Consider the following 19,649-nt stretch of genomic DNA (forward strand, 5'->3'; position numbering starts at 1 on the left):
CGAGGGACGAAATCATGTTGCGAACATATTGGTTGGCCCTGACGGCTTTCCTGCTGCCGGTAAGTGCCCTTGCTCAGAGTTCGGACATGGTCCGTGTGCCTGCGCAAATTGATGAGGGTGCTATTCCACTTCATGGCGCATATGTACCCGGCGCGGATGGCGGGGAAATCTGGACAGATGTCGGGACCGAAAGATGGGTGCGGAATGTCACTCAGCCGACACTCTTGCCGGTCCTGCCAGATGAAGAAGTCGCGACCGGTGCGGCAGTCATCGTGGTGCCGGGCGGCGGGTTTCAGTTCGTGTCCATCGACAATGAAGGCTATCCGATCGCGCAATGGTTGGCGGACCGCGGTATTGCGGCGTTTGTGCTGAAGTATCGAGTGATGGAAACGCCGGTGCCGGAAGACGAATTCTCCGTACACATGGATCGCATGTTCGCCCCAACCCCTGAGACGGTGCCAATCGACATTCGCGAAGGACTATCCGTGGCGGTCGTCGATGCACAGGCCGCGTTGGAACTTGTCGAAGCCCGCAGCGAGGTGTGGGGGATCGACCCGTCGCGGATCGGTATGCTCGGCTTTTCAGCCGGGGCCATGACAACACTCGGTATCACGTCGAAAGACGGCGACGCGCCGCGTCCGGATTTTATCGGCTATATTTATGGGCCCATGACGCCGGTCGATATTTCAGGCGAAGTCCCGCCCATGTTCGCGGCGTTGGCGGCCGATGATTCCCTGTTTGGAGATCAGGGTTTTGGTCTTGTTGAATCCTGGAAAGATGGTGGGGGAGCCGTAGAGCTGCACTATTATGCAAGCGGCGGGCATGGGTTCGGATCGTACAAGCGCGGTGTGACGGCCGATGGCTGGTTTGATCAGTTCATCAGCTGGATGAAAGCGCAGGGCCTGCTGGACATTCCAGTCGAGGAGTAATCTGCACGCTCGCGCTCTTGTCAGTCGATGATTTCAGGGCTCAGCACGCGTACTTTCGACAGGCGAATGGCTTCGCGGACGCGGCCACGCAGGACGAGCGTGTCGATATTTTCCGGGTCGGCAGCCATTGCGGCGTCGATATCTGCCATGGCGAGATTCAACTGGTCGAGGTTGAGGTGGGCCTCGGCACGCAGCTGGCGAGCGATGCTCATGTTCGGCGCGAGCGTGATGGCGCGGTCAAGGTCTTCCTTGGCTTCGGCCCAGTCTTCCAGCATCAGATGGGCGCTTGCCCGATCCACGAGCAGATCAGGGATGCCGGGTTTCAGCTTCAGCGCATTGGTGAAGGTCACGATGGCTGCCTCCGGCGCGCCAGCCTGAAGCCAGGCGTTGCCGGACTGGGTGAGATATTCGGCGCGCTGCTCGACCGACCCGCCATCGACCGAATTGGCGAGCTGTTCCAAGCGCGCCGCACCTTCATCCGGACGGCCGAGCGCGATCAGCGCCATGGCCGTACACTGGCGCGCGCCGGGCCGGTTGCCCTGATAGATCCAGGCAAGTCCATCCTCATAGGCTTCCTCGGCATCCACTTCGATCTTGGCGACGCAGGCTTCGAGTCGGTCGGCTTCGCGCGCCTCAATAGTGGCGCTTGAGGACTGCGTCATCGCCAGTGTTGCGATGGCCAGGGCAAGGATGGACATGGATCAAGCGCTCCGGAAACTGTACACGGGTCTTAGACCCGACAGGAGCGACCAGCGCAAATGACAGATACGACATCTCTGCTTTTTGTTTTTGGGCTTGGTTATAGTGCCCTGCACTTGGCCAGACGCCTGAAAGCCAAGGGAATACAGATCTCTGGCACCGTGCGAAGCGAGGACAAGGCGGCGACCCTGCGCGCCGAAGGTATTGCCGCACAGGTCTGGTCCGGGCAGGGGCTGCCGGATATTCCAGACGGCGCCCATTGGCTGGTGACCTTGCCGCCGGATGAGGGCGGATGCCCGGCGGCGCGTGTCGCGACCTATTCGGAGCCGGGCGCCGCGAGCATGACCTATCTGTCTACTACTGGGGTCTATGGTGATCTTGGCGGTGGTTGGGCGATGGAATGGAGCCCCGTTAATCCGGGGTCCGACCGGGCCAAGGCGCGTGTGCTGGCAGAGCGGCAGTGGATGGACGCGACCGATGGCGCGGCGCGGATTGTGCGCCTGCCGGGCATTTACGGGCCCGGTCGCTCGCCCTTTCAGAAGCTCAGAGATGGGAGGGCACATCGGGCGGTCAAACCGGGGCAGGTCTTCTCCCGTGTGCATGTAGACGACATTGCCAGCGGATTGGAGGCGTTGGTCCAGCGACCGCACCTGCATGGAATTTTCCATTTGTGTGATGATCAGCCCGCGCCACCGCAGGATGTGACGGCGTTTGCGGCGACCCTCCTCGGCATTGCGCCGCCGCCGGAAGTCCCGTTCGACGAGGCAGACCTCAGCCCGATGGCGCGCAGTTTCTATGCCGAATGCAAGCGGGTCTCCAATGCGCGCGCGAAAGCGGCGCTCGGCTGGCGGCCGGTATATCCGACCTATCGTGAAGGGTTATCTGCTGTATTGACTGCAGAATGCGGATCGGATTGAAAATTTTTTGATGTTTTCCTCCACTTTCGCGGGATTGTGGTAGGCTCCCTCTCAGGGTGTGGCCGTGACGAATGTTCGTCAGCTTCTGGCCACATGAGGGACAAAAAATGACTTCAAGATATTTGCTGCTCGCGGCAAGCCTGATCGCGTTATCAGGCTGCGCGTATACTGACAAGTTTGGAAGCGCGGAGGAGCCGGTAGCGGCTGAAACCGCATCTGCGGCTGACGCCGAGATGAGCTTGGCCGAGATCGCAGAGAAAGCTGGCGCGCCATTGTTCGACGGCATGGGGGAATTTCATCGCCCCATCACCACGTCGAATCCGTATGCGCAGAAATATTTCGATCAGGGCATGGTGCTGGCATTTGGCTTCAACCATGCCGAAAGCATCCGCTCTTTCCGGGCGGCTCAGACGCTCGACCCGACCTGCGCCATGTGCTTCTGGGGCGAGGCGATGGCCACCGGCCCCAACATCAATGTGACCAGCAAGGGCAAGGCCGTGATGTCGGACGCAGACCGGCAGTCGGCTTTCGCGGCAATTGTCAGGGCTCAGGAATTGTCAGGTGGTGCGACGGAGCAGGAGAAGGCGCTGATCGTTGCCATGGCTGCGCGTTACAATGGTGATCCGTCCACGTCGCGTGAGCCGCTGGATGTCGCCTATGCACAAGCGATGGGCGACTATGTGGACTCAAATCCGGCGGATGATGATGCCGCGGCAATGTATGCCGAAGCCTGGATGAACACGATGCCGTGGGATTACTGGTCGGCCGATGGCGCGCCGAAGCCGGACACGGTGAAGGTGATCGAATCTCTGGAAGGCATTATTGAGCGGTCGCCGGAGCATCCGCTGGCGTTGCACCTCTATATTCATGCGGTCGAGGCATCCCAGGATCCGGGCCGTGCGGAGGACGCGGCCGACCAGCTCGCCGATCTGGTGCCGGGGTCTGGCCATCTCGTACATATGCCGGCGCACATCTACTGGCGTGTCGGGCGTTATGATGATGCCGCGAAGGCGAACATCACGGCGGCCTCCGTGGATGAAGCCTATATCGCCCAATGCAACGCGCAGGGATTTTATCCGGCGATGTACTATCCCCACAATATCCACTTCCTGTGGGCGGCGGCCAGCATGTCAGGTCAACGCGATATGGCCATCGACGCCGCGCAAAAGGTTGCAGACAATGTGAGGCTGGAGCAGATCGAGCAATTCCCGACCGTGGAATTCTTCAAGACCATTCCGATTCTGGCTCAGGTCCAGTTCGGCCAATGGGATGACATTCTTGCGTCCGATGCGCCGCCGGAGTCGCTTGATTATTCAAATGCCATCTGGCGTTACGCCCGGGGCGTAGCGGCGGCTCGTTCGGGCGACGTGACAAGCGCTTCAGGTGACCGGGCTGTGCTGGCCGGTCTGAAAGACAGTGTCCAGATCAGCTTCCTCGATACGGCGGACTATCCGGCCAGCGTGTTGCTCGGCATTGCCGATGCGCTCCTGCAAGGGGAAATAGCCATGGCAGAGGGCAATCCTGAACAGGCGATCCCGCATTTTGCGGCGGCCGTCACCGCGCAGGATTCGCTGCCCTATATGGAGCCGCCCTTCTGGTATTATCCGACCCGGCAGTCGCTCGGAGAGGCTTACGTTGCCGCGGGCAAGTTCGCCGAGGCCGAAAGCGTGTATCGCAAAGACCTTGAAGAGTATCCGAGAAATGGGTGGTCCATGTCGGGTCTCGTCAAGGCGTTGGAAAGCCAGGGCAAGACCGAAGCAGCCGAAGAGGTCGAGAAGACATTCGCGATTGTCTGGCGCCATTCCGATATCGAACTGGACGGCTCCCGGCTCTAGCCTCACGCACGAAAAAGCCCCCTCCGTGAGGAGGGGGCAGTTGCAGGGGATATTTTCTTCTCTTGACTATGCCGTCACGGAATCGCGCTGGCGCTCGTGTTTGCCTTCGCAAATCTCCTCAACGATCTTGGCGTTGAAGTCGCCAAGGTCATCCGGGGAGCGGGAGGTCACGAGGCCGCCGTCGACGACGACGGACTGGTCCTTCACAATGCCGCCGGCATTCTTCAGGTCCTGCTGGATCGCCGGGAAGCCGGTGACTTCGCGGCCATTCACGAGATTGGCCGAGATAAGAACCTGTGGGCCGTGGCAGATTGAAAAGACCGGTTTCTTCTGGGCGAAGAAGTCCGACACAAAAGACTTCGCCTTGTCATTGGTGCGCAGCGCATCCGGGCTGAACAGGCCGCCGGGAATGAGCAGCGCGTCGAAATCCTCTGCCTTCGCCTCGTCGAGGGACAAGTCGACCTGGTATTTGTCGCCATGTTCGCGGTGTTGATTGGCGTGGATGAAACCCTTCTCTGTCGAAACGATCATCGTTTCGCCGCCAGCTGCCTCGATAGCTTCCTTCGGGCTGGTGAGTTCGATTTCCTCGAATCCATCTGCAGCGAGAATTGCCATTTTCCGACCTTGGGCGCGTTGATTTGACATATAACATGTCTCCTTGATCTGGTGTGGTCACCGCGCTGCGACCTTTGGTGGGGGAGCGCGGGCGGACGGAACATCCCGTCCTGCACAAGATCAATGACTGGCCGGGGCCATCGTTCCGATTAACTCGCGGAAAGGTCAGGGACGCGTTGCAGTGGCGATTTCGGCGCAGGTCGTCTTCAGTCGCGCGATGTCCTGTTCGCGGGACAGACGATGATCGCCATCCTTGATCAGGGTAAAGACGAGATCCTCGCTCGTGATCGTGTCGACGAGTCGTTCCGCATGCTTCCACGGCACGTCGGCGTCCTGCATGCCCTGCAGGATGCGGACGGGAATGTCGAGCTTAATCGGCGCGTCAAGGATCTGCCAGGTTCGGCCATCCTCGATCAGGGCGCGAGTGATGGTGTAGGGCTCATCATAGTCCGAGGGCCGCTGCGTGAAGCCCTGTTCCATGATCTCTGACTGCGCTTCGGCGGAGAATTCCGGCCACATCAGCTTTTCGGTAAAGTCCGGTGCGGGAGCGATCAGGACAAGACCCGCCACGCGGTCCGGGCGGGCGAGGGCGGCGAGCAGAGCCATCCAGCCGCCCATGCTGGACCCGACCAGCACGATTGGCCCGGTGCTGTGTGCGTCGATGGCGGCAAGAGCATCCTCGCGCCAGGCCGAGATCGTGCCGTCCTCGAAGGCGCCATCGGACAGGCCATGCCCGGAATAGTCAAAGGCGAGAAAGCCATGCCCGGCCTCGTTGGCCCAGGCTTCGAGTTCAGTCACTTTGGTGCCGCTCATGTCGGATTTGAACCCTGACAACCAGACATAGGTGAGAGGCGAATGGGTCGGGGCCGAGGCGCGATATGCGAGGCGGCGACCCTCGGGAGAGGTGAAATAGGTCGTTGTCATTCCTCTCCCGTTCCGTCATCTGTCTCGCCTGTCAAGCGAGTGGAGGGATTACGACTTGCCCGATTTTCCGGATTTGACTGGCAAGACCATTCTCCAGGTGGCCCCTGAATTGTCGGCTGGTGGGGTGGAGCGTACCGTGCTCGAAGTCACCGAAGCCATCATACAGGCTGGCGGAAGGGCTCTGCTGGCCAGCAGGGGCGGTCGCCAGGAAGCTGCCTTCGAAGCCCTGGGCGGTGAGTTGTTCCGGATGGACGCCAAATCCAAGAATCCGATCACGCTGAAACGGAATGAAGGCAAACTGAAACGCTTGATCGCGCGCGAAGGGGTAGACTTGGTCCATGCCCGGTCGCGCGCGCCTGCCTGGAGCGCCTATTGGGCTGCCAAAGCGATGGATGTGCCGTTTGTGACCACCTATCACGGGGCCTATTCGGGCAAGACCAAACTCAAAAAGCGCTACAATTCGGTCATGGCGCAGGGCGACATCGTGATCGCCAACTCCAACTGGATCGCCGAGCATGTGAAAACGGAGCATGGTGTGCCATTCGAACGCGTGGTGACCATTCCGCGGGGTGTCGACCTGGAGGCGTTTGATCCGACCAATGTGCCGGTCGCGCGGGTGAAAGCCATTCGCGAGGCGCTCGGACTTGCGGATGATCCGCGGAAGATATTGCTATTGCCGGGACGCTTGACCGAATGGAAAGGGCAACTCATTGCCATCGAGGCGCTGGCCATGCTGGCATCGGATGAGCGCGACAAGCTGGTGCTCGTGCTGGCGGGCGACGCGCAGGGGCGCAATACTTATGTTACGCGGCTGGAGCACGCTGTGGTGGCGCACGGGCTCGACCGGGGTGTCATCATGTCTGAACACATTACCGATATGCCCGCGGCCTATCTGGCAAGCGATATCGTGCTGGCGCCATCGGTGCGACCCGAAGCGTTCGGGCGTGTGGCCGCCGAAGCCTCGGCCATGGCGCGTCCGGTGATCGTGGCTGACCATGGCGGCGGGCGGGAAACCGTGATCGAAGGCGAGACGGGCGCACGGGTGGAGCCGGGCAATGCGCAGGCGCTTGCAGGCGCTATTCGGGCCCTGTTGTCGGTCGGTCCACTGGCGCGCGATGGCATGGGCCGGGCGGGACAGGCACATGTTCGACAGCATTTCTCAAAGCAGGGGCTTCAGGCGGCGACACTGGGAGTCTATAAGACCTTGCTGGAGTAGGGGAAATCGAGGCTCGCATGGCAAAACCGGTCAAACCGGCAAGTCCCGTCAATCCGGGCGCAAAAGCCCTCAATGTGCTGGTCATCAAACTCAGCGCACTGGGCGATTTTGTGCTGGCATTGGGCGCGATGAAAGCGGTGCGCGAGATGCACCCGAAGGCGCGTATCACGCTGCTGACCACGCCATTCTTCAAGGAATTTGCCGAACTTTGCCCTTATGTGGACGCGGTGGAGACCGACGGGCGGCCGGATAGCATGAAGGCAACGGCTGCGCTGATTACCCGTATCCGTAAAGCCAAGTACGACATCATCTATGATTTCCAGACCAGCGGACGCACGAAGAATTATTTCACCGCGTTGAGCAAGACCGGCAAGGCGCCGCTCTGGTCGGGCCATCATGAAAAGGCGGCGTTTTTCCACGACAATGGCGAGCGCGCCACCATGCATTCGATTGACCGACTGGCAGAACAGCTCGAAGTGGCTGGCGTGGCACCGGGCGGCCGCTGGCTGGGCAATTCCGCGCCAAAGCCAGATCTTTCCTGGGTGCGGCCAAAACTGCGCGACGCACCGCGGTTGCAGCCAGCCTATTTCAGCCTTGAAGAGCCTTACATGTTGTTGATCCCGGGCGCTTCGGCCCATCGGGAGGCCAAGCGGTGGCCCGTTGAAAACTATGCGGAATTGGCAAAACGGGTGGCCGATGCAGGCATTACGCCGGTTATTATTGGCGGCAAGGATGAGGGTCCCCTGGCGCATGAGATCGTGCGTAAGGAGCCGCGCACAAAGAGTCTGACCACGCGCACCGATTTGTTTCAGATCGTGACCCTGGCGGAAAAGGCGCTGTTTGTGGTCGGGAATGATACCGGCCCGATGCATATGGCGGCGATTGCCGGCGCGCCGGGCGTTGCTCTGTTCGCGCTGACCGAGAGCAATCCTGACCATGCGGCCCCGCGCGGCGACACGACCATCATTATCAATTCAGCGCCCACGCTGGCCGAGTTGAGCGTCGACGATGTCTGGCAATCGGTTCGGGCTTTGGGTGTGCTGCCATCTTGACGGGATCGCGGAAGTATAGAATGCCCGTCCGCCTTGAAGATGCCTGCATTTACAGGCATATTGAAGCTTACCGAAATAGCGACAAAGGAGATTCGCCATAGCTCGCAGACCAGACACCGGTGGACCACAGAAATCCGCTGGCCCACGTATCAATGACGACATTCGCGCCGCCAAGGTTCTCTTGATTGATGAGAATGGTGAAAAGCAGGGCGTGATGCCCATTATGGCTGCCATGGACGCGGCCCGCGAAGCAGGCATGGACCTGGTGGAGGTTTCACCGAACCAGGAAGTCCCCGTCGTCAAGATTCTAGACTATGGCAAGCTCCGCTTCGAAGAACGCAAGAAGAAGGCGGCTGCGAAGAAGAAGCAGAAGTCTTCAGAACTCAAAGAAATCAAGATGCGCCCGAATATCGACACCCATGATTATGGCGTGAAGACGAAAGCGATGACGCGCTTTTTCGAAGGTGGCGACAAGGTGAAAGTGACCCTGCGCTTCCGTGGTCGCGAAATGGCCCACCAGCATCTCGGCATGGAATTGCTGAAACGCGTCCGCGACGATTTCGATGAAATGGCAAAGGTTGAACTCGAGCCGAAGCTCGAAGGCCGTCAGATGACCATGGTGCTCGCACCGCGCTAAAGCCAGCGCTGCTGACTCCAGCACAATAAGCCGGACGGGCCCTGCGCCCTCCGGTTTTTTTGTGTGTGGCGTGCGGAGAGACAAGGCCGCAGGGAAGGGGCATTCAGGAGCAGAGCAGGTTGCGACCCTGTCTCTTCCGCCTGCCGGGACTCGTCAGGTCCCCATCCCGGAGAATTTGCGCCCCGGGATGACCTTCACAGATTATTGCCTGTGGGTCCCTGTCGAGTTCAGGGCGCCAGTTCTGTATCAGCGACAGTCAGACGGCGGGGGAAAGCTTTATCTGCATCCCCGCCGCCAAGCATTTACTGACCCGCTTCGATGAAGGCGCGTACATCGTCGGAGAGTTTCTTTCCGTCGCTTTCGGCCAGGTACATCATGTGACCGGAATCGTAATAATCGAACTGGACCCGGTCGAGCACGACACCGTTCTTGTGCAGGGACATTTCCGCGCCGAAGAAGGGCGTTGCCAAATCGTACCATCCCGAGGCGAGCAGCACGCGCAGATCAGGATTTTCGCGCATGCCTTTGCCGAGCCATGGCGTGACATTCACATAGGATGGCCAGCCGCGCTGGTTCACATCCCAGTTCCACTGCGAGCCGGGTTCTCCCGTCAACACCTTGTACGGGCGGGTGAAGTCCACATTCAGCTCGCGGGTTAGATAGTCATTGATCGCAGCGACATAGGCGACATCCATGCCATAGCCGGACGGGTCGTTTTCGGGCGTGTCGGCCGTACCTTCACTGTCGACGCCCCGGTACCGGCTATCAAAACGGCCAACCGTGAAGCCTTCTCGGCGCAGCAGCTCCTTGCGGAAGCGAGCCGGATCGACGCGGAGATTGGCAAGGCGGATCCATTCCGGCGACAGGCCGATGAACTCACTCATTTCCTGCGCGATGCGAATCTCGTCGGCTTCGCTGAGAGTCGAGCCGCGGATCAGGGCAGGGGCCAGAGTGTCGGTGGCATAGGTGCGGGCGTCTTCGATGAAGGCATCGAAATCATTGTTCCACTTTGCCTTGTTGGCCTTGCCATGATGCCAGGCGGTGGCGGCCTCGGTCGGGAAGAAGGCGAGATGGGCCGTGTCATTGCCAGGCGCAAAGCGCGCAGTCTGGAAATCCAGGATGGCCGAAATCAGGATCACGCCATTGAGACCGATGCCGTTCCAGCCGCCTTGCAGCTTTTCGGTCAGTGCGGCGGCCCGCGTCGTGCCATAGCTTTCGCCAGCCAGGTATTTCGGGCTGTTCCAGCGGCCATTCTCGGTCAGCCAGATGCGGATGAATTCGGCGATGCTCTCGGCGTCTTCATTGACGCCATAGAATTCCTTGCCCTCGGTCTCGCCGAGTGGGCGCGAATAGCCGGTGCCGACTGGATCAATGAAGACGAGGTCGGTGACATCAAGCAGGGAGTTCTGGTTATCGCGAATTGTATAGGGCGGCGCTCCGACATCGGACGCATCGGACGGGGTAATCACCTGTTTCGGACCGAACGCGCCCATGTGTAGCCAGAGCGAAGCTGATCCGGGCCCGCCATTGAAGACGAAAGTGATCGGGCGCTGGGCGGCGCTGGTCGTGCTGGTGTCGATATAGGAGACCGAGAAGACTGAGGCGGTCGGCTCGTCCGTGTCGTCGCGCAGATAGGTCTCGCTCGCGACGGTCTCGTACTTCACCGTCTTGCTGCCGAGCCGGAGCGAATGGTCAGAGGTGAAGACCCGCGCTTCCGGCACCTCAGGCGCGTCTTTCGGCCCGTTCCCGGCGTCTTCAGCTATACTTGGCATGACAAAGATCGCCATGCAGGCGGCGAGAAGTAGCGTGCGCATGAAAGCAGCCCCTGAAACTTTATAACAATTTGCGACTTTATTCAGGCGGGGGCGCAAGGGCAATAGCCGCACGGTCCTGGACCCGTTTGAGTTTTCCGCATTTCGGAGTTACGCTTTCAGGCAGGGGAAAGCCTATGGATATCGTCTTGCTTTTAGGTTTGCTTGCTTTGCCTTTCCTTGTCAGGCGGGCTTGGGTAGGCCTCAAAATGCCAAAGCGGCGAGCCGAATGCGAAGCACGCCGCCGCGCGGTGCGAAATCGCCTGCAGTAACAGCATATTGGCCTCTTGATTCTCTGCCCCTGATCCGTCATAAGCCGCCTCTTCCGAGCGGTTTGGGCGAACGGCATGCCCTCCAGCTCATGAACCCTGGGCCGCCTATACGGTGTGAGCTCGACGACAGGAGAGATGAAATGCCGAAGATGAAGACCAAAAAGGCCGCTGCAAAGCGGTTCAAGATCACGGCAACCGGAAAGCTCAAGCACGGCGTCGCTGGTAAGCGTCACCGCCTGATGAGCCACAATTCGAAGTACATTCGTCAGAACCGCGGCACGAAAGTCGCTTCTCACGCTGATGTTGCTCGCGTTGTGAAGAAATTCCTGCCTTACGGCCTCTAGGCCCGTATCCTTCAAGATCTTGATTTAGGAGGCCTAAGATGCCCCGTTCACGTAACAAAGTTCCCGCCCACGCCCGCCACAAGAAGATTCTGAAGCAGGCAAAGGGTTTCCGTAACCGCCGCAAGAATACGTTCCGCATCGCGCACCAGTCCGTCTGGGAAGCCGGTCAGTACGCTTATGTCGGTCGTAAGGTCAAAAAGCGGAAGTTCCGCTCGCTCTGGATCCAGCGCATTAATGCCGCTGTGCGAATCCACGACGACGAAATGAACTATTCCCAGTTCATCAACGGCCTGACCAAAGCCGGTATCGAAGTTGACCGCAAGGTCATGTCCGACATCGCCATCCGCGAGCCGGAAGCATTTGGCGCCTTGGTCAAACAGGCCAAGGCTGCCCTCGCTTAACCTGCCCGCAAGGCACAAGTGACAAAGCCCGGCCCTCAAAGCCGGGCTTTTTCTTTAAGGGCGTTTGCATGCGGGCGCGAAGCGCCTAAAAAGCCCGCTGGAACAGCAAAGGGAAGCGACCCCCGTGTCCGATATCAGTACGATTGAAAAAGAGGCCCTTGCGGCGATTGAAGCGGCAGGCGACCTGGCATCGCTGGACGATGTGCGCGTGGCCGAACTGGGCAAGAAGGGCCGCGTGTCTGGCCTGATGAGTTCGCTGGGCAAGATGAGCCCGGAAGAGCGCAAGGAAAATGGCCCGAAGCTGAATGCGCTGAAGAATCGCGTCGATGCCGCCGTCCGCGCCCGCAAGGAGGCGCTGGAAGCGGCCGCGCTGGAGGCTCAGTTGGCCAGCGAAACGGTTGACCTGTCCCTACCAGCGGCGCCGGGCCCGAAGGCCGGCGCGTTGCATCCGGTCATGCAGGTGTTCGAAGAAGTCGCCGCCGTCTTCGGCGACATGGGCTTCACGGTGGCCGAAGGCCCGGACATTGAAGACGACTGGCACAATTTCACCGCGCTGAACTTCCCCGAAGGCCATCCGGCGCGCGAGACGCACGACACCTTCTTCATGCATGCGCTGGAAGGCGATGCGCCGAAAGTGCTGCGCACGCACACATCTCCCGTGCAAATCCGCACCATGATGAGCCAGAAGCCACCGATCCGCATTCTCGTGCCGGGCCGGGTCTACCGGAATGACTGGGACGCGACGCACACGCCGATGTTCCATCAGGTCGAAGGCCTCGTCATCGAGAAGAACATTCATATGGGCCACCTCAAAGGCTGCCTGATCGATTTCGTGAAGGCGTTCTTCGAAGTGGATGATGTCGAGGCGCGTTTCCGTCCGCACTTCTTCCCGTTCACTGAGCCGTCGGCAGAAATGGACGTCAAATATACCCGCAAGGGCGAGACGATCGAGATTGGCGCAGGCGACAGCTGGATGGAGATTCTCGGCAGTGGCATGGTGCATCCGAATGTGCTGCGCAATTGCGGGATTGATCCGAACGAATATCAGGGCTTCGCCTTCGGTATGGGCGTCGACCGCCTCGCCATGCTGAAATATGGCATGCCGGACCTTCGCCCATACTTCGAAGCCGACCCGCAATGGACTCGCCATTACGGCTTCGCCCCCTGGTCGACACCGTCCGTCAGTGGCGGCTTGAGCTAGGGAGCAGGGGGCATGGGTACCGGCAATAAAGTGGAAATGCTGATTGCGATCTGCGCGGTGCTGACCAGTGCAATTGCCGTCTTCATCGCCTGGGACCAGGGCCGGGTCATGCGCGCGCAGCAGCATGGTGCTGTCTATCCCGTGATCCAGATCGACGGGTTTGTTTCAACGAGTGTCGACACAGCCTCTATGGGTATTCGTGTTTCCAATAGCGGCGTCGGTCCAGCCCTGATCGAGCAGGTCCGCATGCTCAGGAATGGTGAGCCGGTCGCGAGCCTCAACCTTTATGTTGACCGTTTCCCGTCCGGTTATGACCTTTCCTGGACGAGCCTCATCGGCCGGGCCATAGCACCAGGTTCCAACGTGGAGCCGCTCAGGGTCGACTGGTCTCGTGACGATATTTCGGGCGATCAACTTGACGCCGTTGCCGCAGAGTGGAGCCAGCTGGACGCCGAGATCTGCTACTGCTCGGTTTTCGATAGATGCTGGATAACCCGGGGCCTGGGTATGGGGCGCACGATGGGCCGCGCGGAACGCGTTAAACGCTGCGAACGCAGTGAGGTAGACCTTTTTGAAGCAGTGGCAAACGCGCCGCGCGCTTCAGGCACCGAAACGATTTCGGAAGTGGAATAGACAATGAAATTCACCCTGTCCTGGCTGAACGACCACCTCGCCACCAAGGCGACGCTGGACGATATTCTGGCCCTCATGCTGCAGGCCGGCCTCGAGGTGGAGGAGGTTGTGGACCCGCGCGAGAAGCTGGCGGCGTTTACGGTCTGCAAGGTCAAGGCGGCTGAGCCTCATCCGGATGCGGACAAGCTGCGCGTCTGTACGGTCGATACGGTAGATGGCGAGAAGCAGATCGTCTGTGGCGCGCCAAATGCCCGCGCGGGCATGACCGCAATCTATGCGCCGCTGGGCACGTTCATTCCGGGCCTGGACTTCGCGCTCGACAAGAAACCGCGCAAGATTCGCGGTATCGAAAGCCATGGCATGATGTGCTCCACCAAGGAAATCGAAGCGGGTGAGGACCATGACGGCATCGCCGATCTGGAGGACGCCATTCCACTCGGCACGCCAGCAGCCGACGCTCTTGGCCTGGACGATCCGGTCATTGACTTCGAAGTGACGCCGAACAGGCCGGATTGGTTGGGCGTGCAGGGCATCGCCCGTGACCTGGCCGCGGCCGGGGCAGGGCGCTTCCTGCACGCGGACGTCAAGAAGGTCGTTGGCACCAAGGAATGCCCCGTCGAGATCCGGCTGGACGCGCCCGAGGCTTGTCCGGTGTTCGCCGGGGCCGTAATTGTCGGCGTGACGAATGGTCCGTCGCCTGAGTGGATGCAGCAGCGCCTGAAGGCCGTCGGCATCCAGCCGAAATCCCTGCTGGTGGATGTGACGAATTACATCTCGCTTGACCGGGCTCGTCCGTTGCATGCCTATGACGCGTCCAAACTGTCCGGCCCGGTCGTGGCACGTCTTGGCCGCAAGGGCGAGGTGCTGGAGGCGCTGGACGGCAAGACCTACAAGGTCGGCGAAGAGATGTGCGTCATCACCGATGACAGCGGCGTCATCGGCCTGGGGGGGGTGATGGGCGGACAATCCACGGCAGTCTCTGACGAGACCGTGGACGTGTTCCTTGAAAGCGCTTGGTTCGACCCGCTACGCACGGCCCGCACAGGCCGCGCAACTGGCATCCATTCCGATGCGCGCTATCGCTTCGAGCGCGGTGTCGATCCGCACAGCTGCCTGGACGGGTTGAACCTCGCCATCGCCTTGATCGTGGAATATGGCGGCGGGGTCGTCTCCAAGCCGAAGGTTGCGGGCGAAGCGCCGGTCAATCCGAACAAGGTGACTTTCTATCCGGCCGATGTGGAACGCCTGACGGGGCTTACCGTCAAGCCCGCTGACATGCGCCGCATGCTGAAAGACCTTGAGTTCAATATCGAGGATGCGGGTGATGCCTGGTATCTTCGCCCGCCGACCTTCCGCTTTGACATGGAACAGTCGGCCGACATCGTGGAAGAAGTTGCGCGCCTGGTTGGGTTTGACCAGCTCCCAACCGCGTCCCTGCCAGCGCCCCAGGGCGGCGTGAAAGCGATTGCCACCCCGATGCAGGCCCGCGTGCGCGCGGCCCGCCGGGTGATGGCGTCACGCGGTTTCCTGGAAACTGTCAGCTGGAGCTTCATGGCGAAAGCTGACGCGGCGCTGTTCGGCAAGATCAATGACGCGCTGACGGTTGCCAATCCGGTGGCAAGCGAACTGGACTATATGCGCCCATCCGTGCTCGGAAATCTGGCCAAGGCCGCCCAGCGCGCCGCCAATCATGGCGAGCGCGGCGTTCGCCTGTTCGAGGCTGGGCCAATCTATCTGGGCGATGGCCCGAAAGACCAGCGCAGCGTCGTGGCGGCGCTTGTGCGTCCGTTCAATGAGCGGCACTGGCAGGGTGCACCTGAACCATATGATTCCTTCGACGCGAAAGCTGACCTGTTTGCTGTGCTTGATGCGCTCGGCCAGCCGGGCGAGCGCTTTCAGGTCGCCGCGCCCGCTCAACCGCACTGGCATCCGGGGCAGGCGGCCAGCCTGAAGCTCGGCCCGAAAGTGACGGTGGCGCATTTCGGCCAGCTGCATCCGGGCGTTCTGAAACAGATGGGTGTCGATGGGCCGATGTTTGGCTTCGAACTGAACCTCAATGCGCTGCCGCAGATGAAGGCAAAGAACACCAAGACCAAGCCAGTCTTCGAACGTGCCGAGTTGACGCCGATCCGCCGTGACCTCGCCTTTGTGGTCGATCAGTCTGTCCCGTCTGCAGATCTGGTGCGCCATGCCCAAGGCGCCGACAAGAAGCTGATCTCGAAAGTGGACGTGTTCGATGTTTATGAGGGCACCGGTGTGCCCGAAGGGCAGAAATCGGTCGCCTTTGAAATGACGGTCCAGCCGCTGGAAAAGATGAAAGATGAAGACATCCAGGCCCTGATGGACAAGGTGGTAGCCTCTGTCGCCAAGGGCACAGGCGGCGTGCTAAGAGGCTAGGCAACAAGAACCGTTCTTAGGGGGACTCGCATGGGGCTGTATCGCTGGTTGCATAATGAGCTGGTGCCCGAAGCCCGCAAGTCCGGCATTTCGGTTACCAACTGGATCATTATCAGCCTCGTTCTGGCGAGTTTCCTGTTCCTGGCGCTCGAGACCGAGCCGACCCTGTTGGCCATTCCCGAATGGAAGATGGTATTTGACTGGTTCAATGTTGCGGTCGTCATCATCTTTGCCGTCGAATATGTCCTGCGCGTCGCCATTGCGGGTCTCAGGCCGGAATATGCGGGCTTTGTTGGTCGTCTTCGCTACATTACGCGCTTTTATTCCATCGCAGACCTGCTGGCCTTTCTGCCGGAACTGATCGTGATGGTGGTTGGCGGGGGCATTCCGCTGATCGCGCTGCGCGTCTTCCGCCTGTTCCGACTGATCAAGATTGCGCGCTTCGTACCGGCTTTTGATGTGCTGGGCGCAGCGATGAAGCGGGCGGGAACGCAGCTTCTCACCACGCTCGCCATGGCGCTGGCGCTCGTCTATGTGGCGGCGGTGCTGCTCTATTTCATCGAAGGTGTGGGGCAGGGGCGTGAGGAGTTTGGCTCCATCCCGCGCGCCATCTGGTGGTCCATCGCGACGCTGACCACGGTTGGCTATGGCGACATCTATCCGGTCACCACGCTGGGGCGGATTGCGGCGTCTGTAATTGCTATTGCGGGGATCGGCGTGGTCGCACTGCCGGCAGGCGTGTTCGCCAGTGCCTTTTCGGACGAGCTGCGCGAGCGTCAGTTGCAGAAGCTTCAGGACCGCGTCGAGGCGGCCGAAGCGCAAGCCGGCGCTGCCCCCGAAGAGAGCAGCGCCTGAGCCGTTTAGTCCTGGGCCTTTGAGCCGTTCGCTTCGGACTGGAGCATTGTATACCGCTCGATTCCGATGCGTTCGATCAGGTCGAACTGCGTTTCAAGATAATCCACATGCTCTTCCTCATTGTTGAGGATCTTTCCGAACAGGTCGCGGCTGCCATAGTCGCGAACGCTCTCAGCATATTCCATCGCGTCCTTGAGCAACGGAATCGCGTCGTTTTCCAGTTTCAGGTCGCATTCGAGGATTTCGAAGACTGATTCCCCGATACGCAGCTTTCCGAGGTCCTGGAGATTCGGCAGGCCGCCGAGGAACAGGATGCGCTCGATCAGCCAATCGGCATGCTCCATCTCTTCGATGGATTCCTTGTATTCATAATCGCCCAGCTTGCTGACGCCCCAATCGTGCAGCATGCGCGAATGCAGGAAATACTGGTTGATCGCCGTCAGCTCGTTCTTGAGACACTTGTTCAGAAATTCGATGACCTTCGGGTCGCCTTTCATGGGGAGCTCCTGCTTTGTGGATTTCGTATGGGCCAGCACCTAGGGTGATTATGTCATGGGATCAACAAAAAATCCAATAAAAACAATTGCATATGAAAGTGCGACACAATTGCAGCGGCGCCTGAGAACGGTTTGAATCGGGTGTGTATCGCGGCTGACCGCGCAAAGGCCTGCAATTTCAGGGGGTGGGCGCCTATTCGGCGGCGACGAGCGCTGGCGCGGCCGGGCGCTGGTCCATTTCTTCGGAGATGATTTCGCCGATAGAGCAGCTGCATTTTCCGCACTGGAACTTGCACCCGTGATGCGCCTGCACGGCTTTGGGGCTGCGGGCCCCGGCGTCGACGGCAGTCCGGACGCTCTTGCAGTTGATGCGGTTGCAGACACAGATGATCATGAGAACCATTTGCACGACTATGCGAATGATTGTCAATCCGGTTTTTGCGCTTTGTTGCAGATGCGGAATGGCCCGGACGGGGGCGCCGCCGGGCCATTCGAAGATGAGCGTCATGCCTCGGCGGTCTCGTCCCACTGGAACACGTCTTCGAGGCTGACGCCGAAGACCCGCGCGATGCGGAAGGCGCTCTCGAGGGAGGGGGAGTAGCGGCCCTGTTCGATGGCGATCACGGTTTGCCGCGTCACGCCAATCTCTTTGGCCAGGGCCGCCTGGCTCATCCCGTCATGGGCCTCTCGCAGGGCCTTCACACGGTTCAGGATAGGGGGGCGTTTGGCCATGTTTACACGCCCCGGCGATAGAACAGGATGGTGAGGGCATATTCGGCCACCTGCGAGGCGATCAGGCTGGCCACCGCGATGTGGAACAGCATGTTGCCATCGGCGAGGAAGTAATAGTGCCAGAGGCCCGCAAAGATGCCGAAGCCCAGCACATAGCCGGAGATATTGCCCGCGCGGCGCAGCACCTGCTTGTCGCGCTCATCCTCTGCGTCATTGGCCTCTTCCGGGCTGCTGGCCGCGATGATGATGTGGCTGATGATGGCGCCGAAGACCAGCATGCCGGTCGCCACGGCGATCAGCACGATGTTCGGGCCAATGGTCTCGCCCAGCGCCTCTGACCGGCTCCACACCTGATTGATGTACCAGAGCCCGGTGAGCGAGAGCAGCAGGCCCATGATCCAGGCCGATTTTTCGTGAAAGGACATTTGATGTCTCCATGTCAAAAATTTCTTACATGGCCCATATGGTCAAAGATTTTTGACATGTCAAATATTTTCGACACATTGCGCTCGACGTTATGTGAGAATCGCGATGAATTTTATGTATGGAATGGTTGCGATACCAAAAGATCGTTTGGTGGAGGGCGTGGAACGACACATGGCGTGTCGTAGTGAAACACTCGTTGAAAACACTCCTTCGCGATGCGGTCGTCCTTTCGGGGGCGATTATTTTAGCGTTCGTTCTTGATAAGACATTCAACATAATTGAGCGCGGAATAATGAGTGAAGACATCGCTCAAGACACGTTTGCGTGGACTGCGCTCGTTGCACTGAGCATTGTCTGCCTTTTCTTGCTTTGGTTCGCCCTCGAAGGGGTATTTTTTGTTCCCTACAAACTCTGGAAAGAGCGATCAGGGCGCATTGCAAATCTTCGAGATACTGAATTGGCCCTTGGGGCGGAATATCGAACGAGCGAAGTACCAGGTCTGGATGGCCCTGCCGTTGAGTGGGAAGATGCCGCATGGGCAATTCTGGCGGAAGCCAAGAAGTCGCCAAAGCCGGAGTTTGCAACCGGTCATGCCAAAACACTAAGTGGCCAGATTGGATGGACCATGATGCTAATAAAGCACATGTCTGACGGAGCGCTCCTACCCCTTTATGCCGTCTACAAGAATTGCCGTCTTGGGGAGAAAGTCTGGCAGGGGACGGACAGAAGATATTTCGTGAACAAGGACAACAGAACCTTGATCCGGTTCGATCAGAACGGAGTTCCATGGAGCGTCAGCGATGAGGTGGAAGATTTTGATGCAGTCTTTGTCTTAGAGCGAGACCTCAGGACAATACTACGCAAGATTTCGGACGGCACTATTGAGCAGGATCTTGATGAGATTGCCAATCTACCCGACCCCGACGATGGCATAGATGAAACTATGGAGAGAGAGTAATAACCGCGCAATCCTAGAAAGAAGCCCGTGACGAGGGCGATCCTCAAACGTTCATCGCGGAATTTGCTTGGGGTTTGCGGCGGACCCCCGCGCTTTGAGAGATTCTATTTTTGATGGGATTCGTAAGGTAGGTCGCCGTCGACGCCCAATACCTCGTGGTCAAAGTTCTTGCAGTTTGAGCCTTACCTCTCCGTGGCTGCAATTGAAAGTGTGCAGCGATCCAGCTCAACAATAGTTCCTTATTGGTTCGTTTGCTGTGGAAGGCTGATGATTCACCATTCGTTACTGCTAGGTACGT

At 59.5% G+C, this 19,649-nt stretch carries 21 protein-coding genes; 13 read left to right on the plus strand and 8 right to left on the minus strand.

The window, feature by feature from the left end; all coding sequences use genetic code 11:
• Positions 1-14: 14 nt before the first annotated feature.
• Positions 15-929 (plus strand): alpha/beta hydrolase, encoded by a 915-nt coding sequence (locus CFA77_RS02865; RefSeq protein ID WP_206992168.1) that lies wholly within the window; start codon positions 15-17, stop codon positions 927-929.
• 20 nt (positions 930-949) lie between these two features.
• Here CFA77_RS02865 and CFA77_RS02870 read toward each other — a convergent pair whose 3' ends face one another.
• Positions 950-1,627 carry a hypothetical protein gene (locus tag CFA77_RS02870; protein WP_206992169.1) on the minus strand — a complete coding sequence of 226 codons (678 nt, stop codon included), beginning with the start codon at positions 1,625-1,627 and terminating at the stop codon, positions 950-952.
• A gap of 60 nt (positions 1,628-1,687) precedes the next feature.
• Here CFA77_RS02870 and CFA77_RS02875 point away from each other — a divergent pair, with 60 nt between their 5' ends.
• Entirely contained in the window at positions 1,688-2,545 is an 858-nt protein-coding gene (locus CFA77_RS02875; protein ID WP_206992170.1) for an SDR family oxidoreductase, read from the plus strand.
• 107 nt (positions 2,546-2,652) lie between these two features.
• Entirely contained in the window at positions 2,653-4,380 is a 1,728-nt protein-coding gene (locus tag CFA77_RS02880) for a lipopolysaccharide assembly protein LapB (RefSeq protein WP_206992171.1), read from the plus strand.
• A gap of 66 nt (positions 4,381-4,446) precedes the next feature.
• Here CFA77_RS02880 and CFA77_RS02885 read toward each other — a convergent pair whose 3' ends face one another.
• On the minus strand, positions 4,447-5,025 hold the full coding sequence (locus CFA77_RS02885; protein ID WP_034816447.1) for a type 1 glutamine amidotransferase domain-containing protein: 579 nt from the start codon (positions 5,023-5,025) through the stop codon (positions 4,447-4,449).
• A 135-nt stretch (positions 5,026-5,160) separates the two neighbouring features.
• A complete protein-coding gene (locus CFA77_RS02890) occupies positions 5,161-5,919 on the minus strand; it encodes an alpha/beta fold hydrolase (protein ID WP_206992172.1) in 759 nt (252 codons plus the stop codon).
• Positions 5,920-5,974: 55 nt separating this feature from the next.
• Between CFA77_RS02890 and CFA77_RS02895 the strand changes: the two genes are divergently transcribed.
• The 3 genes from CFA77_RS02895 to infC all read left to right on the plus strand — a co-directional run bounded on the left by CFA77_RS02895 (position 5,975) and on the right by infC (position 8,824).
• Positions 5,975-7,135: a glycosyltransferase family 4 protein gene (locus tag CFA77_RS02895; RefSeq protein ID WP_242517462.1), complete on the plus strand. Its 1,161-nt coding sequence runs from the start codon at positions 5,975-5,977 to the stop codon at positions 7,133-7,135.
• Positions 7,136-7,152: 17 nt separating this feature from the next.
• Positions 7,153-8,187 (plus strand): glycosyltransferase family 9 protein, encoded by a 1,035-nt coding sequence (locus CFA77_RS02900; RefSeq protein WP_206992173.1) that lies wholly within the window; start codon positions 7,153-7,155, stop codon positions 8,185-8,187.
• 97 nt (positions 8,188-8,284) lie between these two features.
• Complete coding sequence (infC, locus tag CFA77_RS02905; protein WP_084333463.1) at positions 8,285-8,824, plus strand: translation initiation factor IF-3; 540 nt, start codon at positions 8,285-8,287, stop codon at positions 8,822-8,824.
• Positions 8,825-9,126: 302 nt separating this feature from the next.
• Here infC and CFA77_RS02910 read toward each other — a convergent pair whose 3' ends face one another.
• Positions 9,127-10,638, minus strand: coding sequence for a S10 family peptidase (locus tag CFA77_RS02910; RefSeq protein ID WP_206992174.1), 1,512 nt, complete (start codon positions 10,636-10,638; stop codon positions 9,127-9,129).
• A 409-nt stretch (positions 10,639-11,047) separates the two neighbouring features.
• Between CFA77_RS02910 and rpmI the strand changes: the two genes are divergently transcribed.
• The 6 genes from rpmI (at position 11,048) to CFA77_RS02940 (ending at position 16,738) form a co-directional block, all read left to right on the plus strand.
• Positions 11,048-11,251, plus strand: coding sequence for a 50S ribosomal protein L35 (gene rpmI, locus CFA77_RS02915; protein WP_034816462.1), 204 nt, complete (start codon positions 11,048-11,050; stop codon positions 11,249-11,251).
• A gap of 38 nt (positions 11,252-11,289) precedes the next feature.
• The gene (gene rplT, locus CFA77_RS02920; RefSeq protein WP_034816464.1) at positions 11,290-11,652 is read left to right on the plus strand and encodes a 50S ribosomal protein L20; all 363 of its coding nucleotides are present in this window, start codon (positions 11,290-11,292) and stop codon (positions 11,650-11,652) included.
• A 124-nt stretch (positions 11,653-11,776) separates the two neighbouring features.
• The gene (pheS, locus tag CFA77_RS02925; RefSeq protein ID WP_034816740.1) at positions 11,777-12,853 is read left to right on the plus strand and encodes a phenylalanine--tRNA ligase subunit alpha; all 1,077 of its coding nucleotides are present in this window, start codon (positions 11,777-11,779) and stop codon (positions 12,851-12,853) included.
• Positions 12,854-12,865: 12 nt separating this feature from the next.
• The gene (locus tag CFA77_RS02930; protein ID WP_206992175.1) at positions 12,866-13,486 is read left to right on the plus strand and encodes a hypothetical protein; all 621 of its coding nucleotides are present in this window, start codon (positions 12,866-12,868) and stop codon (positions 13,484-13,486) included.
• A 3-nt stretch (positions 13,487-13,489) separates the two neighbouring features.
• Positions 13,490-15,883, plus strand: coding sequence for a phenylalanine--tRNA ligase subunit beta (gene pheT, locus CFA77_RS02935; protein ID WP_206992176.1), 2,394 nt, complete (start codon positions 13,490-13,492; stop codon positions 15,881-15,883).
• Positions 15,884-15,913: 30 nt separating this feature from the next.
• Positions 15,914-16,738, plus strand: a complete 825-nt coding sequence (locus CFA77_RS02940) for an ion transporter (protein ID WP_206992177.1) — start codon at positions 15,914-15,916, stop codon at positions 16,736-16,738.
• A gap of 5 nt (positions 16,739-16,743) precedes the next feature.
• Here the strand turns inward: CFA77_RS02940 and bfr are convergent, their stop codons facing one another.
• The 4 genes from bfr to CFA77_RS02960 all read right to left on the minus strand — a co-directional run bounded on the left by bfr (position 16,744) and on the right by CFA77_RS02960 (position 18,392).
• Positions 16,744-17,235, minus strand: a complete 492-nt coding sequence (gene bfr, locus CFA77_RS02945; RefSeq protein WP_034816470.1) for a bacterioferritin — start codon at positions 17,233-17,235, stop codon at positions 16,744-16,746.
• A gap of 193 nt (positions 17,236-17,428) precedes the next feature.
• Positions 17,429-17,743, minus strand: a complete 315-nt coding sequence (locus tag CFA77_RS17105) for a bacterioferritin-associated ferredoxin (protein WP_242517463.1) — start codon at positions 17,741-17,743, stop codon at positions 17,429-17,431.
• Positions 17,740-17,967, minus strand: coding sequence for a helix-turn-helix transcriptional regulator (locus CFA77_RS02955; RefSeq protein WP_206992178.1), 228 nt, complete (start codon positions 17,965-17,967; stop codon positions 17,740-17,742). Before CFA77_RS02955 ends, CFA77_RS17105 begins: the two co-directional genes overlap by 4 nt.
• 2 nt (positions 17,968-17,969) lie before the next feature.
• Positions 17,970-18,392 carry a hypothetical protein gene (locus tag CFA77_RS02960; RefSeq protein ID WP_206992179.1) on the minus strand — a complete coding sequence of 141 codons (423 nt, stop codon included), beginning with the start codon at positions 18,390-18,392 and terminating at the stop codon, positions 17,970-17,972.
• 197 nt (positions 18,393-18,589) lie between these two features.
• Here CFA77_RS02960 and CFA77_RS02965 point away from each other — a divergent pair, with 197 nt between their 5' ends.
• On the plus strand, positions 18,590-19,351 hold the full coding sequence (locus CFA77_RS02965; protein WP_206992180.1) for a hypothetical protein: 762 nt from the start codon (positions 18,590-18,592) through the stop codon (positions 19,349-19,351).
• Positions 19,352-19,649 lie beyond the last annotated feature (298 nt).

Source organism: Hyphomonas sp. KY3, from assembly GCF_017309975.1.
Classification (GTDB): domain Bacteria; phylum Pseudomonadota; class Alphaproteobacteria; order Caulobacterales; family Hyphomonadaceae; genus Hyphomonas.

Excerpts from the sequence above, each read along its gene's own strand:
- CFA77_RS02890 (WP_206992172.1), bottom strand. The coding sequence starts at position 5,919 with ATGACAACGACCTATTTCACCTCTCCCGAGGGTCGCCGCCTCGCATAT.
- CFA77_RS02885 (WP_034816447.1), bottom strand. The coding sequence starts at position 5,025 with ATGTCAAATCAACGCGCCCAAGGTCGGAAAATGGCAATTCTCGCTGCA.
- CFA77_RS02960 (WP_206992179.1), bottom strand. The coding sequence starts at position 18,392 with ATGTCCTTTCACGAAAAATCGGCCTGGATCATGGGCCTGCTGCTCTCG.
- CFA77_RS02880 (WP_206992171.1), top strand. The coding sequence starts at position 2,653 with ATGACTTCAAGATATTTGCTGCTCGCGGCAAGCCTGATCGCGTTATCA.
- CFA77_RS02865 (WP_206992168.1), top strand. The coding sequence starts at position 15 with ATGTTGCGAACATATTGGTTGGCCCTGACGGCTTTCCTGCTGCCGGTA.
- rpmI (WP_034816462.1), top strand. The coding sequence starts at position 11,048 with ATGCCGAAGATGAAGACCAAAAAGGCCGCTGCAAAGCGGTTCAAGATC.
- CFA77_RS02870 (WP_206992169.1), bottom strand. The coding sequence starts at position 1,627 with ATGTCCATCCTTGCCCTGGCCATCGCAACACTGGCGATGACGCAGTCC.
- rplT (WP_034816464.1), top strand. The coding sequence starts at position 11,290 with ATGCCCCGTTCACGTAACAAAGTTCCCGCCCACGCCCGCCACAAGAAG.
- CFA77_RS02940 (WP_206992177.1), top strand. The coding sequence starts at position 15,914 with ATGGGGCTGTATCGCTGGTTGCATAATGAGCTGGTGCCCGAAGCCCGC.
- CFA77_RS02900 (WP_206992173.1), top strand. The coding sequence starts at position 7,153 with ATGGCAAAACCGGTCAAACCGGCAAGTCCCGTCAATCCGGGCGCAAAA.
- CFA77_RS02955 (WP_206992178.1), bottom strand. The coding sequence starts at position 17,967 with ATGGCCAAACGCCCCCCTATCCTGAACCGTGTGAAGGCCCTGCGAGAG.
- CFA77_RS17105 (WP_242517463.1), bottom strand. The coding sequence starts at position 17,743 with ATGACGCTCATCTTCGAATGGCCCGGCGGCGCCCCCGTCCGGGCCATT.
- CFA77_RS02910 (WP_206992174.1), bottom strand. The coding sequence starts at position 10,638 with ATGCGCACGCTACTTCTCGCCGCCTGCATGGCGATCTTTGTCATGCCA.
- CFA77_RS02930 (WP_206992175.1), top strand. The coding sequence starts at position 12,866 with ATGGGTACCGGCAATAAAGTGGAAATGCTGATTGCGATCTGCGCGGTG.
- pheT (WP_206992176.1), top strand. The coding sequence starts at position 13,490 with ATGAAATTCACCCTGTCCTGGCTGAACGACCACCTCGCCACCAAGGCG.
- bfr (WP_034816470.1), bottom strand. The coding sequence starts at position 17,235 with ATGAAAGGCGACCCGAAGGTCATCGAATTTCTGAACAAGTGTCTCAAG.
- CFA77_RS02875 (WP_206992170.1), top strand. The coding sequence starts at position 1,688 with ATGACAGATACGACATCTCTGCTTTTTGTTTTTGGGCTTGGTTATAGT.